Annotated in this window: 14 protein-coding genes; 8 read left to right on the top strand and 6 right to left on the bottom strand. The window is 57.3% G+C overall.

Going from position 1 to position 16,236, the window contains the following annotated elements:
* Positions 1 to 303 precede the first annotated feature (303 nt).
* From Q0C28_RS07905 to tig, 7 genes are all read left to right on the top strand, one after another.
* Positions 304 to 1,347, top strand: coding sequence for a P63C domain-containing protein (locus Q0C28_RS07905; protein ID WP_293574560.1), 1,044 nt, complete (start codon positions 304 to 306; stop codon positions 1,345 to 1,347).
* A 290-nt stretch (positions 1,348 to 1,637) separates the two neighbouring features.
* Positions 1,638 to 2,369 (top strand): response regulator transcription factor, encoded by a 732-nt coding sequence (locus Q0C28_RS07900; RefSeq protein ID WP_293574558.1) that lies wholly within the window; start codon positions 1,638 to 1,640, stop codon positions 2,367 to 2,369.
* Positions 2,370 to 2,877: 508 nt separating this feature from the next.
* Positions 2,878 to 3,720, top strand: a complete 843-nt coding sequence (locus Q0C28_RS07895) for a response regulator transcription factor (protein WP_293574556.1) — start codon at positions 2,878 to 2,880, stop codon at positions 3,718 to 3,720.
* A 185-nt stretch (positions 3,721 to 3,905) separates the two neighbouring features.
* Positions 3,906 to 5,363 carry a calcium-binding protein gene (locus Q0C28_RS07890; protein ID WP_293574554.1) on the top strand — a complete coding sequence of 486 codons (1,458 nt, stop codon included), beginning with the start codon at positions 3,906 to 3,908 and terminating at the stop codon, positions 5,361 to 5,363.
* An 808-nt stretch (positions 5,364 to 6,171) separates the two neighbouring features.
* On the top strand, positions 6,172 to 6,903 hold the full coding sequence (locus tag Q0C28_RS07885) for a response regulator transcription factor (protein WP_293574552.1): 732 nt from the start codon (positions 6,172 to 6,174) through the stop codon (positions 6,901 to 6,903).
* A gap of 35 nt (positions 6,904 to 6,938) precedes the next feature.
* A complete protein-coding gene (locus tag Q0C28_RS07880) occupies positions 6,939 to 7,559 on the top strand; it encodes a hypothetical protein (protein ID WP_293574550.1) in 621 nt (206 codons plus the stop codon).
* A gap of 900 nt (positions 7,560 to 8,459) precedes the next feature.
* Complete coding sequence (tig, locus tag Q0C28_RS07875; protein ID WP_293574549.1) at positions 8,460 to 9,791, top strand: trigger factor; 1,332 nt, start codon at positions 8,460 to 8,462, stop codon at positions 9,789 to 9,791.
* A 332-nt stretch (positions 9,792 to 10,123) separates the two neighbouring features.
* Here the strand turns inward: tig and Q0C28_RS07870 are convergent, their stop codons facing one another.
* The 6 genes from Q0C28_RS07870 to rpsF all read right to left on the bottom strand — a co-directional run bounded on the left by Q0C28_RS07870 (position 10,124) and on the right by rpsF (position 14,500).
* Complete coding sequence (locus Q0C28_RS07870) at positions 10,124 to 11,638, bottom strand: calcium-binding protein (RefSeq protein ID WP_293574547.1); 1,515 nt, start codon at positions 11,636 to 11,638, stop codon at positions 10,124 to 10,126.
* A gap of 467 nt (positions 11,639 to 12,105) precedes the next feature.
* Positions 12,106 to 12,576 carry a lytic transglycosylase domain-containing protein gene (locus tag Q0C28_RS07865; RefSeq protein WP_293574545.1) on the bottom strand — a complete coding sequence of 157 codons (471 nt, stop codon included), beginning with the start codon at positions 12,574 to 12,576 and terminating at the stop codon, positions 12,106 to 12,108.
* Positions 12,577 to 12,784: 208 nt separating this feature from the next.
* The gene (locus Q0C28_RS07860; protein ID WP_293574543.1) at positions 12,785 to 12,967 is read right to left on the bottom strand and encodes a peptidyl-tRNA hydrolase; all 183 of its coding nucleotides are present in this window, start codon (positions 12,965 to 12,967) and stop codon (positions 12,785 to 12,787) included.
* 299 nt (positions 12,968 to 13,266) lie between these two features.
* Positions 13,267 to 13,878 carry a 50S ribosomal protein L9 gene (rplI, locus tag Q0C28_RS07855; protein WP_293574541.1) on the bottom strand — a complete coding sequence of 204 codons (612 nt, stop codon included), beginning with the start codon at positions 13,876 to 13,878 and terminating at the stop codon, positions 13,267 to 13,269.
* Positions 13,879 to 13,890: 12 nt separating this feature from the next.
* Entirely contained in the window at positions 13,891 to 14,118 is a 228-nt protein-coding gene (gene rpsR, locus Q0C28_RS07850; RefSeq protein WP_005982441.1) for a 30S ribosomal protein S18, read from the bottom strand.
* 28 nt (positions 14,119 to 14,146) lie between these two features.
* Positions 14,147 to 14,500, bottom strand: coding sequence for a 30S ribosomal protein S6 (gene rpsF, locus Q0C28_RS07845; RefSeq protein ID WP_008562342.1), 354 nt, complete (start codon positions 14,498 to 14,500; stop codon positions 14,147 to 14,149).
* Between the two features lie 704 nt (positions 14,501 to 15,204).
* On the opposite strand from rpsF, the gene Q0C28_RS07840 reads away from it, so the two are divergent.
* A complete protein-coding gene (locus Q0C28_RS07840) occupies positions 15,205 to 15,852 on the top strand; it encodes a hypothetical protein (protein WP_293574459.1) in 648 nt (215 codons plus the stop codon).
* The last annotated feature ends 384 nt before the right edge of the window (positions 15,853 to 16,236 follow it).

Here is a 16,236-nt window from a genome sequence, read left to right as displayed (position 1 = left end):
GACTGCGCACGCAAGCCTCAAGCTCTCGACGCTCTGAAGGGGTAAGAAAACCGGGGCGGATCATGAGCCTAACTGAACCGTTTTCACGCATGACGTCAACTCATCAAAACTCGGAAGTTCGATGACGCTAAGTATAGCTGACCATAACGTCCGAAAATAAAACGGCGATTTAAGAAACGTGTGCTGAGGTCCGCAAAACACGCCTGACGAGAAGCGCGCAAGCATTTGTGATCGTAAAATGCTTGCAAAGTAATAAAATTGCTTTCAAGTTGTAAGCATGGGTGGAAGAAGGATGCTTGCACGATGATCGTAGATGACGGTGGGCGCGCAGCAGGTGGAATTGCCAGAGCTGAACGGTTAAGCCCCGACAAACGCTCCGAAATTGCCTCCAAGGCCGCGAAGGCGCGCTGGCAGAACAAGAAAAAGCCGCAACCTGATATGCCTTTGCTTCTGCCTGGATATTCGGGCCAGATCACCATTGCGGCCCTGCAACTGCCTTGCGCTGTCATCCGCTGGCCAGATGCCACTGTGCAGCGGGTGGTGAGCGAGGCAGGCATTGCCAATGCCATCCTTGGGGGACGCCGAGCAAGCGCCAATCGACAGCGGGGCAGGGGTCGGGACCTGCCGGTGTTTTTGTCGCAGCCGCAGTTGACACCCTTTCTTGACGGCATCACGGAGCAGGAGCTGTTCAGGCCGATTGACTATGTCGACGGAAGCAATGTCATCCGTGCCTATGACGCTGATTTTCTTCTGGCTACTTGTAGCGTTTGGTTGAAAGCGCGTGCTGAAGGCGCCTTACAAAAGCAGCAGCTGCCTCGCGCGCAACGCGCGGAACTTGTCAGCCGATCGTTTACAGATGTCAGCGTTGTGGCCCGGATCGATGAAGTCACCGGCTACCAGGATGATCGGGCCCGCGCAGCTCTGGCGGAGATCTTTCACCAGTTTCTTGAGGGTGCACAGCAGCAATGGGCGCTGACCTTTCCGCTGGAGATGTATAGGGAAATGTACCGTCTGCTGGGTTGGAAATTCAAACCCTGGAAAACGCCACGTCCGCAGCGGTTGGCTGGGTGGACCATCGATTTTGTCTTTGATCGGCTGGACCCGCTGTTGCGCGCCGAACTGGAGCAGAAACGCCCGGTGACCCCGCGACGCAGACGAGACCAAAGCCATCGGTGGTTCAACCCCGAGCGTGGGCATCCGCGTCTGCGAGAACATATTGCAGGTATTGTTGCCTTGCTGAAAGCTGCAGACACCTGGGACGAATTCCGCCGCAAGCTGGATCGGGTCTACCCCTCCACCGTGGGTGATAATTCGGTCTCGTTAGAGCGATATTCAAGCGGGGGATAGGCCAGCACTGCCTCCTGCAAGACCAGGTCAGATTGCGCAGAGCGGATCCAGGCGTCGATACGAAAACAAACGCGACTGGGCCGCCCGGGATCAAACCTAGGCCGAGAATACTGAAGCGAGTGAAACAGCGACGCAGGCTGTGATGCAATGCCGCGTGACAGCTGAGCTGTGTCAAAAACAGAAGGAAAAGAACAATCACCAGATGACCTTGTCGGTTGGGTCCAAAGTGCAAACCGAGATGACGATGTCTGGGGATGGTGCCCCCAACGACAATATAGGAGATGAGCGACATGACAGGAGCCACACATGAGACCCAGAGAAAATCGGTCTTGGTTGCCGATGATCATCTTCTTCTGCTCGACACTCTGAAGCTGGTCAGCCAAGCCAGCGAGTTTCAGGTTGCCACGTGTCAAAGCATGAAGGACGTGATCGACAGGCTGCAGGATACTGCAACCTCCTATGATTTGGTTCTGCTTGATATCTATATGTCCGACATGGACGGAATGAAGAGCATTGTAGAAATCGTCAAACAGGCGGATCCGGTGCCGGTGGTTCTTTTGACAAGCAGCCTGTCGGATCAATTCGCGCGCGAGGCGATTCAGAACGGAGTGCGCGGCTATGTTTCCAAACGCAGCAAGCTGCGCAACCTCTGCGATGTCATCAAAGTTGTGATCAATGGTGGCACCTGCGCACCCGCCAGCGTATTGGCGCCCAGTTGTGACACTGACAGCGTCTGGGGCTTGTCTCCGCGCGAAATGTCGATCGGGCAACTGATCGCAAATGGGCTGAGCAACAAGCTGATTGCTTACGAACTTGGCCTGTCCGAACACACGATCAAGATGCATATCCGCTCGATTTTTCGCAAAGCAGGGGCCAGCAATCGGGCTCAGGTCGCCGCTGCCTTGCAAGAGCACAACCTGACCAAACAGGAGTATTGCCGCACATCATCAAGGTTTCCGGACGACGGATGCAGCGGCTTGCGTCTGGGCAATCAGGCGAAAGGCTGGCGGCGGTCTCAGTAACCGCTGCGATATGCTGTTGGTCAATGCAGCACGGGATGGTGCATTGACCGCGGCCACCTGTTCGGAAGAATTGCAAAGGTAGGGGGCTCATAGCCCGAGATCGCATTCACTGCTTCGGCCTGGTATTCGAAAGAACGCCAGGCCGAAGACTATTTGGGTCAGCAACTGTTTGGCGTTCAGCCTCTGGGCTTGGCCGATCAGCTTGCTTCTATAAGCCGGACCCATGCCGCTTGATCAGGGTCATCACAGTCTTTGTTCACGGTTGTGAATGCTCGGCGCCCCCGGCCCGCTGCACGGCGGCTGGATCAACCGAAGACTTTCACCATGGGCGTCCTTGTCAGTTAATTTGGGTCAGTATGTCTGATCTACCTAAATTCATATTTTTGAATATTATGACTTTGATCCCTGTTGCGCTGGAATTCGATATTCGTCCCAGCATGCAGATAGATTTTTTGATACTAAATATATGTTTTTATTAACTATCTTTTGGTGATTGACCCGACCTAAAGTGTGGATTGCCGTAGGGTCAACGACGCTGCTAGCTATCGGTATATCAAAGACGAAAACACAAACACTGAAGTGGGATAATAAACAATTGCAGGCGAGCCCCCCCCAGAAACAGCGCGCTTCGATCATTGTCGCAGATGATCAAATCTTGCTTCTCGATACGTTGAAATTCGCGATTGAGGCGCGCGGCTTTCAGGTTGTTCCCTGCCGCAGCGGTCGGGACAGGATGGCGGCTGTGACGTCCAATGGGGTATGTAAAGAGATGGGCGAGAGCGCAGGCATAAGCGTGGTTTTGATGAGCACCCAAATGGCTGATTTGAATGGGGTGCGCAGCTTGGCAGAGGTCCTGCGTCGTGCCCCCCCGCGACCGGTTGTGCTGCTGGTGAACGATCTGTCTGATCACGTGGTGCATCAGGCCCGCGAGCTGGGCGTGCGCGAGTTCGTTTCCAGACGCTCCAGCCTGACGACGCTGTGCGAGACGCTGACGCGTGCCAGCGCGGCGCCGGGTCAATGTTCGCTGCGGCCGCTACCGGATCCGGCGGTGGTGCGCGGCTGTTCAGATCTGTCAGAGCGGGAGATGGCCATCGGCCAGATGATTGCAAGAGGGCTCAGCAACAAGCTTATCGCATATGAGATCGGATTGTCCGAGACGACCGTCAAAATGCACATCCGCTCGTTGTTTGAGAAGATGGATGCAAGCAATCGGGCTCAGGTGGCGGCGGTCTTCTTGCAACGCAAGATGGTGAATGGCTCCACAGTTGCGTCGAAACCTGGCGGCCCTCCGCTGTCCTCAGCACGCGATGCGCAGCGCGTGGGCGGGGCCGAAGTGATCGCTATGCCGTAGCGAACCCCCGCAACCCCTACGAACAAAACACGTCCCCGTTTTCTGGCTGAAATTTCAGCCGGGTGCGGACCTGCGGCCAAATTTCCGTGGGTTCCGAGACAGAACGGGGGCGCAAAACCACGGCCCCGCCGCGTTGGCGATGCGGCGGACCCACATGTGTGACCATTAAAAACGGAGTAAAAATAATGGCTAACATCAATATTGAAACCGGAGTGGATTTCGTATCTGGCACCACAGGTGACGATACCGTTGTTCTGACTGATGCTTTGTGGGCATCCGTTCAGGGCAACACTGCAACAGGGAACGGTGGCACCGACCGCATCGTTCTCACCGCGGATGGCGATGACTTTCTGAACCTGTCGCAACGCGGTTTGTCGTATGACGTAGCAAGTGGCACTTGGTCCATCGACGGCACGACGCTGACGGATGGGTTCCAGTCTGTCACCCTGGCGGATGGCATCGCGCTGCAGGCCGGTGTGGCCACGTCCGGTGTTCTGAGCCCGTCAGCACGCCCGGCACCGGATGGACTTGGGCTGGAGCTGCGGGTGACCGACTATGCCTGGGACGGGGCCCAAGCAAGCACCAATACCTTTGTGGTGTCATCAATTGTCAGCGTCGATGGTCAGACAATCTCGCGTGTTGGCACCAGTTTCACCAACGGGGATGGGCGTTTTGAGCTGACAAAAGATGGTGATGGCATCTTTAGTCTCGGGTTTACGGCCAACACCGCAGCGATTGCGGCACAAGGAAATGTGGGCGATACGGCCAGCTTTGCCTTTGATGTGGTTGTGGCCGACAGCAATGGCGATACGCGTTTGATCACAGTCACTTACGAACAGGACATCACATTCGGCGCGGGTGAGGATGTTTTTGTTGGCACGGATGGTGCCGATACGGTGGACGGTCTCAGCGGCAATGACAAGCTCTCCGGCCGTGATGGCGATGATGATCTGACCGGTGGCGCAGGCAATGACACGATCCTGGGGCAGAATGGCGACGATACTATTTTTGCTGGCGATGACGATGATTTCGTGCGCGGCGGCAACGGCGATGATCAGATCAACGTCTCTGGCGGTAAGAACAATCTTGGTGGTGGGGCTGGCAACGATTCCATCACCGGTGCAAGCGAAGAGGACACAATTTTCGGCGGGGGTGGTGATGATACCATCTTTGGCGAAGGTGGTGCCGATACGATCAACGGTGGCGCTGGCAATGACTCCCTCGTCGGTGGAAACGATGAAGACCTGATTAAAGGTGGCGATGGCGACGACTCTCTTTATGGGGAGAGTGGCAATGATGAACTGCGTGGCGGAGCAGGGGACGACACGGTTGATGGCGGTGCTGGCAACGACGTGATTTATGTCAGCCTTGGCGATGATACGCTCACCGGGGGCGGAGACTCCGATGTATTCGTCTTGCGCGATGACAGTGGTGCAACGGTGATCACCGATTTTTCCGGTGGGGACCAGTTGGACGTGCGCGGGCTTGGCTACGGTAGCCTTGCTGACATCATGGCCATCGCGCATCAGACCTATGACAGCGGGCTGAGCGCCGTGGTGCTCAATATTGACGCTGACACCACCGTGACGCTGGAAGGCGTGACCCTGGGCCAGCTCTCTGCCGCTGATTTCGATTTTGCGTAAGCGCCGTCGGGCCAAACCATAATCGTGGGCGCGCCATGCGCCCGCGATCCCCTCTGTCTGATCAGATGCTCGGATCAGAATTTGCGCGTGGGCGCGCCTGCCCGCCCATGCCAGCCCCCCGGCTAGGGTCGACGCGCAAAAGAAACCCTCTGCACCTCTCCGTTGCAGAGGGTTTTTCCGTCTCTCACAGAGTGTTGGGTGCTGGTCGCAAAGGCGGCATTTCCCCAACATGATGTGGCTTTAAGGTCGAACCCATCTGCCCGCCCGCATGAATGCCCCCCACACAGCGCACTCCACCGCAGGTCAGAGTGTGCCTGCCAGGTGGACCGGTTTTAGGCAGGTCAACGCCCATTACAGGCGCGGTGTGCAGAGCCAACAGGCCTAGTGCGGGTGCGCGTTGGAGTCACGCAACCTTGCCTGCGTCTCGTTAATATTTGCAGGCCGCGTGTGCGGCCAATCTGTACGGCTCCTGCTGCCATCTCGGGTCAGGGATGACCGCTGTGAGGCCCGCTGAGGCGGATCGGAACGCAGGCCTCACTCTGAGCCGAACCGCTCATTTTGCCAGGTTGAAAAATCAGGGCTTGACCAAATCATATTCATGTTTTTTTATTTGACACAGCGATATGTCACATTGGTCGTGATTTGTATCGAATCGCTCAAAATCCCCCCTTCCTTTATCATAACCACATGAAAAATCAAGATATCCTTTGGATATCTTATGCGCCCTATCGGTTAGGTTGCCCTAACATCAACTTCACCACATTGTAACGGATAAGTGACCAAAAATTACAATCCGGGAGACGAGCGAATGACGATAGCCAACCAGCAAAACCGCCGAAAATCGGTCTTGGTTGCAGATGATCATCTCCTCCTTCTTGATACGCTGAAATTGGCGATCGAAGCCGTTGAGTTCAAAGCAACGACCTGTCAGAGCGGCCGGGACGCCATTGCCAAGCTGAAGGACAGCAAATCCGATTTCGATCTGGTGCTGTTGGATGTGCACATGCCGGACATGAATGGCATGAGCAGCATCATTGAAATTGTGCAGACCGCCTATCCAACCCCGGTTGTGCTGCTCACAGGTGGCATTTCGGATCTGTTTGCCCATGAGGCAATTCAAAACGGCGTCCGGGGCTACATCCCCAAGCACACCAATCTGCGAAACCTCTGCGATATCATCAAAGTTGTGATCAACGGCGGCACCTGCGCCCCTGCCAGTGTTCTGGCACCAAAGACCGAAGAAGATACCGTTTGGGGGTTGTCGCCGCGTGAGATGTCGATTGGTCAGCTGATCGCCAATGGCCTGAGCAATAAACTCATCGCCCATGAGCTTGGCCTGTCGGAAACGACAGTAAAGATGCATATCAGATCCATTTTCCGCAAAGTCGGCGCAAGCAACCGCGCCCAAGTGGCTGCTGCATTGCAAGAGCACAACCTTATCCACCGCGATGACCCTGGCGCGCCGCGGCGCATGAGCCGCGCCGGAAGCCGGGGCCACCCACTGGCGAAATCCGCAAAACGCTTCCCCCCGCTGCAATGACCCGTCATCACCTTTTTTCTACCAAGGAGACAGCCATGGCCTATCCTGGATTGAGCCAAGTGATCTTCTGTGGCGGGTTCGGTCGCGCCCTCTCGGAGATTTCAGCGTTTTTCTCGGCGCGCGGCGTGCCGGTGCATCGAGTCTCGGCGATTTCGTCGCTTTGGACAGACTGCCTGTGCCTCGATGGTGGGACAGCGGTCGTTATTGTCGATGTCGAGGATATGGGCGGACCTTTGGTGACCAAGGAGCGTCTGCTGTTGTTTCGGCAGGATTTGCCCCACGTGCCCACCATTATGCTGACGGACCAGATGTCGCGAGCGTCAAACGATCTGGACCAGTTGGCGGTCTGCGATTTTTGTATTCGGCCAAGCCATCTTTCGGATGATCTCGATATCGTCTTGGTAAAGGCGTTCTCCAACAATCAGGCCTGGCTGGAGCAGCAACACGCGGCTCTGCGCGAGGAGGTCGCCGTCGATATCCGTCTGACCGTGGCGTTGATCCTATCGGTTCTGGCAGGCGGCGGATGCGGGATCGTCACGCTGTTTACGGTGCAGGACTGGTGGTACGCGGCATTGGCTTACATCTGCGGCGGTCAACTGACGTTGGTGGCTCTGCTGCTGATGCCCTCGGTCCGGCGGCTGGCGGCATCCTGGTGAGCGGCCCTTTTGATGGGACGGCACGGCAAGCGACCGGGCAAAACGCGTGTTTGTGCGCAGCCACCGGTGCGATTTCAATCATCATGACCAAAGGCGGCAGCTATGACCAAATGGCTTGATGTGATCTGTGGAATTATCGCGGGCGTTCTGGTCGTGTTGGTTGTGTTTTACGGCCTCTGATGCTCGTTGCTGAGCAACTTCCGGCCGTCCACGAAGGTGGGTTGTGCAAACTCGCCGCTTGCTGTGACCAACTTGCCTTGACCAAAACTTGCCCTGACCAAATTGGGCCGCAACAAATGGCTTACGCCCACAGTGTGTCTCGCGATCAACACGCTGTGTTTAGCTCGCAAAATACTTGGTTTGGCGGGATTGGGGTAACCAGAGAGTGTTGAGCGACCTGCGGGTAAAACCATCCCGGATGGGCGCAGGTCGCTCTATCCCGCCCCGGTTTATCGGGATATGTCCACAACTATAGGGCAGGGCACAGCGACGGCCAAGGACATGTTCGTGCCAATTCGCGCAATTCGCGATCCTTGTTGCCTGTTCACATCCAGCCTGTTCACCTTCTACGCCAGAAACGCCCTCCTGAGGCTCACTCCTAAGGTCCTGGCCTCAAACTGGCCGAAAATCAGCGCCCGAAGCTCGAGCTTAGAGCTGCGAGCATACAGGAATGGCCTCCCTGATCCGCGCCCGATCTGACGAGCCCAAATCCGAGAGCGGAAAAATCATCGCCTCGGCCGCGAAATCCGAAGCAAAATCGACAAAAAATCCGGTCTACAGGCGGCTCAGACCAGCTGTTGCGCCAATCCCTCTTGCGCCGCAGCCTCTGTGGACATAGAACGCCCCAAATTGTCTGGGGGAGTGCGCCTGCGTACGCCCCGAATCTCTATGGGGAATATGATGCAGGTCACCGAGACGCTGAACGAAGGTCTGAAACGCGGCTACGCGATCACCGTTACCGCCGCCGAGCTGGACGAGAAGGTCAACGAGAAACTGGTCGAAGCGCAGCCGGAAATCGAAATGAAGGGTTTCCGCAAGGGTAAAGTCCCGATGGCAATGCTGAAAAAGCAGTTTGGCCAGCGTTTGATGGGCGAAGCCATGCAGGAAGCCATCGATGGCGCGATGAACCAGCACTTCGAAGACAGCGGCGATCGCCCAGCGATGCAGCCTGAGGTCAAAATGACCAACGAAGACTGGAAAGAAGGCGACGACGTCAACGTCGAAATGTCCTACGAGGCGCTGCCAGAAATTCCCGAGGTCGACCTGTCCGGTGTCGAGCTGGAGAAACTGGTTGTCAAAGCCGATGACGCAGCGGTTGAAGAGGCCCTGTCCAACCTGGCAGACACCGCCAAGGAATTCGAAGCACGCGAAGACGGCGCCGCAGCAGAAGACGGCGACCAGGTCGTGATCGACTTCCTGGGCAAGGTCGACGGCGAAGCCTTCGAAGGCGGCGCAGGCGAAGATTATCCGCTGGTTCTGGGCTCTAACTCCTTCATCCCCGGCTTCGAAGATCAGCTGGTCGGCACCAAAGCCGGTGAAGAAAAAGACGTCAACGTCACCTTCCCCGAAGAATACGGCGCAGAGCACCTGGCCGGTAAGGACGCTGTGTTCTCCTGCACCGTGAAAGAGGTCAAAGGCCCGAAAGCGGCTGAGATCAACGACGAGCTGGCGCAGAAATTCGGTGCCGAAGATCTCGCAGGTCTGAAAGAGCAGATCTCCGAGCGTCTGGAAGCCGAATACGCGGGCGCGGCACGCGCCGTGATGAAGCGTGGCCTGCTGGACAAACTGGACGAGCTGGTCTCCTTCGACCTGCCGCCGTCGCTGGTAGAAGCCGAGGCCAAGCAGATCGCGCACCAGCTGTGGCACGAGGAAAACCCTGAAGTTCAGGGACACGACCACGGTGAAATCGAAGCGACCGATGAGCACAACAAACTGGCCGAACGTCGCGTTCGTCTGGGTCTGTTGCTGGCTGAACTGGGCCAGAAAGCAGAGGTCGAAGTGACCGACGCCGAAATGACCCAAGCGATCATGCAGCAGGCGCGTCAGTACCCGGGCCAAGAGCGTCAGTTCTTCGAATTCATCCAGCAGAACGCCCAGATGCAGCAGCAGCTGCGCGCGCCTCTGTTCGAAGACAAAGTCGTCGATCACATCGCCGAGCAAGCGAAAGTGAACGAGAAAGAAGTCTCCAAGGACGACCTGCAAAGCGCCGTTGAAGCGCTGGACGACGAATAAGCTGACACCCACATCCCGTTGGATGTGGGCCCACTCACCCCTGTAGCCGTTCCCAGAAGTGGGTGGTGGCCAGAATAGCGTGATGGGTCGTTCAGCGTCACAGATGAGAAGGGCTGCCAATTTGGCGGCCCTTTTTGTTTTCTGCATGCACTCTGGTCGCCCCGACCTTGCTGCTGCCGCAGTTGGCCGCGGGTCGATTGCGGAGGATCGATTGCGGCAGGTCGATTGACGCGGGGCCATTGAAGCAGGCTGATTGCAACAGGTTCATTGAAACAGGGCGGCTGCTCCAATTTGATTGTGGAGCAGCGCCGCTGGTTCACGCCGCTGTCGCATCAGAAGGTGAAGTGATCCTCGCCCAGCAATTGGTCGACCGTGACATTGTTGATGGTCACACTGACATTGGCAAAGGACATCACCACATCCGCGCCGACGGTGTCAAAGGTGAGATCCGAAATGTCGTCGGCACCATTCAAAATGGTGATGCAATCGACGCCGAGCTGAAAGTCGCGGATCACAGCACTGCCGTGATTGGCCGCAAAAACGAAACAATCGGCGCCGCCGCCACCATAGAGATCATCCTCGCCGCGTTGGCCAAACAGCTTGTCCTTGCCCGCGCCGCCATACAGCGTGTCGTTCCCGTTGCCACCGCGGATGGTGTCGGCGCCCTGATTGCCGCGCAGCTCGTCTTCGCCGCGCTGACCGGTTAATTTGTCCCGCCCCATGCCGCCGCGTAATTCGTCGTCACCGGCGCGTCCGGCCAGGCGATCATTGCCTCCGCGCCCGGCGATCAGATCGTCGGCCCCGGTGCCCATCAGTTGATCGCGGGTCATGCTGCCGACCAGATGCTCGCCATCGATGGCTGGCTTTTCAACCGGTTTGGCGTCTGGCTTTTCACCAGGCTTGTTATCGGGCTTGTTGTCGGGTTTGCTGCCTGGCTCCTTGTCCGGCTCCTTGTCTGGCCAACTGTCGGGCTTGTCCTTGGGATCTTTGCCCGGATCTTTGTCTGGATCTGGATCTGGATCTGGATCCTGACCCTCTGGTTTTTCGTCCCCCGGTGTCTCATCCCCCGGTGTTTCGCTATCGGGTGTTTCGCTGCCCGGTGTTTCACTGCCTGTGTCCAATTCGGCTGTGCCCCCATCGCGGCGATCTTCCCAAAACGCGATCAGAGCGGCGACATCCGGATGATCATAGCCGCCGAACTTCTGCACATAATTGAGGATTGAGGTGCCGTATTCATCGGTTGAGGCCTGGTTGCCCACCAGCAGATCCGCAAGCCCCGATGCCCCACGCAGATGGGCAGCCGCCAGCATGCCTGTGATGCTGAGCGTGACCTGCGTGGCGGAGCCGTCAACATCGGTATAGGTGACGGTCTGGCCCACAAATTCATCAAGACTGCGCCCAGCCTGGCCGAGGAAATACTCCAGCAGGGTCAGGTTATAGCCAAAGGCCTCATTGATGGCGGTTTCCTGAACCTCTTTGGTCATGAAGTCATCAAGGCTGTTGACCCCATTCTTGCCGGTCCAAACCCCATCCCACCGGTTCCGCGTGTCCCCCCCGATGTAGTAGAAATCGTCCTGATAATAGCCAAGGTCGATCAACAGTGCCTCGCCGAACTGATAGCCGACAAAACCAAGCGAGTTCATGGACCGATAGGCCATGGCCTCCCACTGCTGATCGTCCAGCTGTCCCCAGTTGGAATACCCCGGAAAGAAGGTGCCAACGGATCCGCCCGCCCATTGTGTCAACTGGGCGTCAACAATTTGACCAGCGTCATAGCGCTCCCTGTCCCAGCCCGATTCAAAGGCCAAGAGAGCGCCGCGGAAATCATCATAACTGCCAACTGGCATGGCTTCTGCTCCTCGTTACACACCAACAGCCTGCTGCGCGGAACACCGAGCGCAGGGTTAATATCAGGTGGCATGTGAGATGAGTTTGCCGCAACAAAGAGGCATGATTTTGGAAAACAGAATCTTAACAAATGGCGATATGCATCTGAATTAAGTCAAATTTGTGTAATTCCATGTGCTATTAGGACGTCGTTGTTGCGCAAGGGAATGTGGTTTTGATCTATCGTGTTCACAATATGTTCTACCGCACACTGTTTCCAAATACGAACAATTGACATAGATTTGTGCAAATCTGGCAACGACTGTTCTGGCTTTGGAAACGGTCGTTTTCCCCCACACGGCGCAAATTGGTGCGCATTTGGCTACAAGCAAGACATGAGCACGCGACAGAGCGACTCAACCGAGCGTTATAAAAAAGGGTGGGGTGCGCCGTTGGTGCGGTCTGGTTCAGTGACCGGGACAGCCGATCACGGGCGAAGCCCGGTCTCTTTCAACATGCCGCGCCGTTTGGCGGCGAAGTAATAGCCACGGGAATAGTGTTTGACGGCAGTGTCGAAACTTCCATCGGACAAGAGCCAGGCACCGCGCAGATATTTCACCGCAAACTCCAGGTTCACATCCGCATCCAGCAGGTCACTGGGTTGACCTTCAAAGCCCATGGATCGCGCCGTGGCGGGCAGGATCTGCAGCAGCCCGTAGTAGGGACGGTTGATTGCCCTGGGCCGATGGGTGCTTTCGCGGATCGCCAACCGATGCACCAGATCCCGTGGCACCTCGTAGTGATCGGCCCAGAAATTGATCTTTTCCCGCAGTTCTGGCGTTTCATTGGGAAACAGCGGTGGTTGCAGCGGTTCTGGCGCAGGGGCGGGCGCCTCGGCACAGGCTGCAAGCGCCGATGAGCTGAGGATCAAAGCAAGAAGCGTTCTGCGGGATTTCATAGTGTCGGCGCCTTATGGGCCCGGCAGGCGGGCGGTTGCGGTCAGCCTAGGCTGCGCAGGGTGTGCCCGCAAATGGGAAAGATGACATCGGCGGAATGCCCCCAAATTGCGGCGGGGCGGCAATGGCTCCTACCTGCACAGGCGCTGCAACAGGCTGAGCGTTAGCACCCTTGCGGCGCACAGGGGGGCCGTGGACCGTGGGCTGGGATCAGCCGACGTGCAGCCTGTCGGGATATTGACGGCAGAGTTCCTGGGTCACCAGTTCAGGGGGAACCAGATCATTGATCATCTCGCCGCGAAAACGCGGATTTTCAAAGCTGAAGCCACGCAGCAGGCGCAGTAGCAACCTGCGGCGCAGGATACGTTCCTGCTGCAACAAATCATCAGTCATACGTCTCACCCCCAATGACCTCATGACACTGGGTCCGTGATTTGAGACCCGAGCAATGAGGCAGGCTGCAGGCACCCCACCTGCGATAGCCAGCCTGTGGGAAAACCCCAAACAGAGGGTTACTGGCGCAGGGCAGTCTGCTGAGGATTTGAGGAAAATTCAGGGCAGCGGTTTAGCGGCTGCGCATGAGACGCGGCCAGACATCATGGTCGCAAAAACATGGTCGCAAAAACGTGGTCCCAAAACGCAAAAGGCCGCCCAAGGGGCGACCTTTCATAATCACAAAGACGCAGAGCCGATTAGGCGCTGGCTTCTTCGTCGCTTGCAGCGGGGGCCGCGTCATCGTCGTCGGATGCGGCAGAGCCGATATCGTCGAACAGTTCAGCGATTTCGTATTCAGCAGCGGCTTCCTCTTCGGCGGCCAGCTCTTGAATCGATTTGCCCGATGCCTGCAGCTCAGCTTCTTCAGCGGAACGTGCAACGTTCAGCTTGATCTCGGCTTCCACTTCGGGGTGCAGTTTCACGGCGACGGAATGCAGGCCCAGTTCTTTGATCGGAGCGATCAGAACAACCTGTTTCTTGTCGACGGAGAAACCTTCCGCAGTGGCGGCGTCTGCAGCGTCACGTGGGGTGACAGAGCCGTAAAGCGCGCCCGCATCGGATGCGGAGCGAATCACAACGAACTGCTGACCGTCCAGCTTTTCTGCCAGAGCTTCCGCTTCTTTCTTGGTCTCCAGGTTGCGCGCTTCCAGCTGCGCTTTCTGGGCTTCGAAGGAGGCGATGTTGCCCTGCGACGCGGTCAGCGCCTTGCCTTGCGGCAGCAGGAAGTTCCGTGCGTAACCGGGTTTGACGTCAACGACGTCGCCCATTTGGCCCAGCTTGGCCACACGTTCCAGAAGGATAACTTGCATGTGCCTAACTCCTTACTTCACGGCGTAGGGGAGCAGAGCGAGGAAGCGGGCGCGCTTGATTGCACGAGCCAGCTCACGCTGCTTCTTGGCCGAAACGGCGGTGATGCGCGAAGGCACGATCTTGCCGCGTTCGGAGATGTAGCGCTGCAGAAGACGTGTGTCTTTGTAGTCGATTTTCGGCGCATTGTCGCCCGAGAAGGGGCATACTTTGCGACGGCGGAAAAACGGTTTGGCTGCCATGGTTTAGCGTCCTTTTCTCAAGCGTTGATCAGCGGCGCTCACGACGCGAGTCGCGCTCGTCGCGCTTCTGCATCTGAACCGAGGGGCCGTCTTCGTGTGCGTCGACCTTGATGGTCAGAACGCGCATCACGTCGTCATGCAGGCGCATCAGACGCTCCATTTCCTGGATCGCCGCTGCGGATGCATCGGTTTTCAGGAAGGAGTAGTGACCCTTGCGGTTTTTGTTGATCTTGTAGGCCATGGTTTTCACGCCCCAGTACTCACTGTCCACCAGCTTACCGCCGTTGTCGGACAGAACAGCACCGAAGTGTTCGATGAGGCCTTCTGCTTGCGAGTTGGACAGGTCCTGACGCGCAATCATGACATGCTCATAGAGTGGCATGCGAACTCCTGTTTGTGTCTAGGCGCATTTCATAGACAGGGCGGTGTCACCTTCCGCTGCCCCATCACGAGAGTCTGCGCGGATCGATCTTCGTGCGGAAGGAAGTGCCCGTATACAGGCTTGCAGCAAAAGGGCAAGGCTGTTTTGCCCCTTAGCGCCCCGGTGTCACTTGGACAAACTGGTGTCACTTGGACAAACTGATGTCGCGTGGACAAACTGATGTCGCGTGGACAAGCTGGCATCATCTGGACACAGGTCTTTGGCGCCGGCTGTTTGCACCGCTGTGTACTTCGTGGTGTCTCTGGCGGTGATGCTGGCAATTTGGACTACAGCAGCCACGGCCCTTACGCCCGAGATGTCACATCGGTGCCGAAGCGTACAGAGACGCACTCCATCCATGGTCCGCCACATTGGCCATAGCAAACTGGCTACAACATACTGACCACAGCATCCTGGCCCATACCGCACCGGTAAAGCGACAACAGAATGGGAACAAACGAAAATTTCGCTATCTTTTGGGCAGGATCCCCACAACTTGGCCTCAAATTGGCCGTATTTCGCCCGTTTCTTGGTTAACAACACGTTAACGCGCCGCCGTCCGTGCCTCTGTCCTCACCAGCGTCCGCACCGTGGGAAGTGGGCAGCCGAAAACAGGCAGTGGAAAACTGGCGGTGGAAACGGGCAGCGGGAAAAAGGGCAGTGGAATGAACAGATATCAGATGCAAAACCTGACGCCGCCGCAGTCAGGCCAAAGCCACGCCAGCTCGCAAACGCTCACCTACAACAGCGCGCCCGCCGCCACTGACAGTGCCGGATCTCATCTGGGCAGCGCCAGCCACGTAAGCCACGCCAGCCGCGCCAGCCACGTCCGGGGCTTCGGTCGTCATTTGGGCCGCGATGCGCTGTCGATCCAGATGCAACCCAATTGGCTGCTGCGCACCGTTCTGTGCCGTATCCTCGGTGCGGGGCTGGTCATCGGATCAATCGGCCTTTGGCTGATACCGGGGGCCGGGGCGGACCCTGAGCTCTCGCTGATCCGGCTGGGCATTTCGATCGCCTTCCTCTTTGCGGGTCTGATCCTATGGACTTCGCATGGGGATCGCGCCGCGCCCGAGGTCAGCTTTGATCCGATCCGCCGTGAAATCTGCGTCCTGCAGGCCGGGCAGGGGCGTGCGCCTCATGTGATGTTGCGGCGCAGCTACGACAGCCTGGGTGGCATTCGCTTTGATCAACACGCGCTGGAGGTTCTGGAACAGGATGGGTCGATCCTGATGGAGGTCCCGGTGAGCGGAGCATCCTCCCTCATGCGCCTGCGTCAAGAGTTGAGCCGCGAACTGCCCGTTCTCGCCTGAAGCGTCTCACAGACTGGCATCCGGTCCCATCGCACCCTGTGTTGCAACACGCATGATGGCGTCTGACCTACCCACCACCACTGACGTTGCCCCAGGCTGGGTCCCAATCCAGGCCCCAATCGTGAAACCATCGCAAGCGCGCAGCCCTATCAAACAGGCCTATTAAGCAGGCCCGTCAAGCAGGTCTGTCAAAGCGCGCCCAATCACATCTGCGCGACTTCATGCCGGTTCTTTACCGCAGGCTTGTCGAGAACATTCTGAATTGTCCGGTGTAGGTAACATGCCAATTGTCCGCTTCAGTTAGTACCGCAGCAGCCCAAATCGGAACGAGCCGTAGGCGACTGGAGATTTGGGCTGCTGCGTTCGCACGCGTCGAAGCGGGTC

It is taken from the genome of Phaeobacter sp. (genome assembly GCF_022825805.1).
GTDB lineage: Bacteria > Pseudomonadota > Alphaproteobacteria > Rhodobacterales > Rhodobacteraceae > Phaeobacter.
The sequence above is the reverse complement of the archived record's forward strand: the minus strand, read 5'-3'. Positions and strand labels throughout refer to the sequence as shown.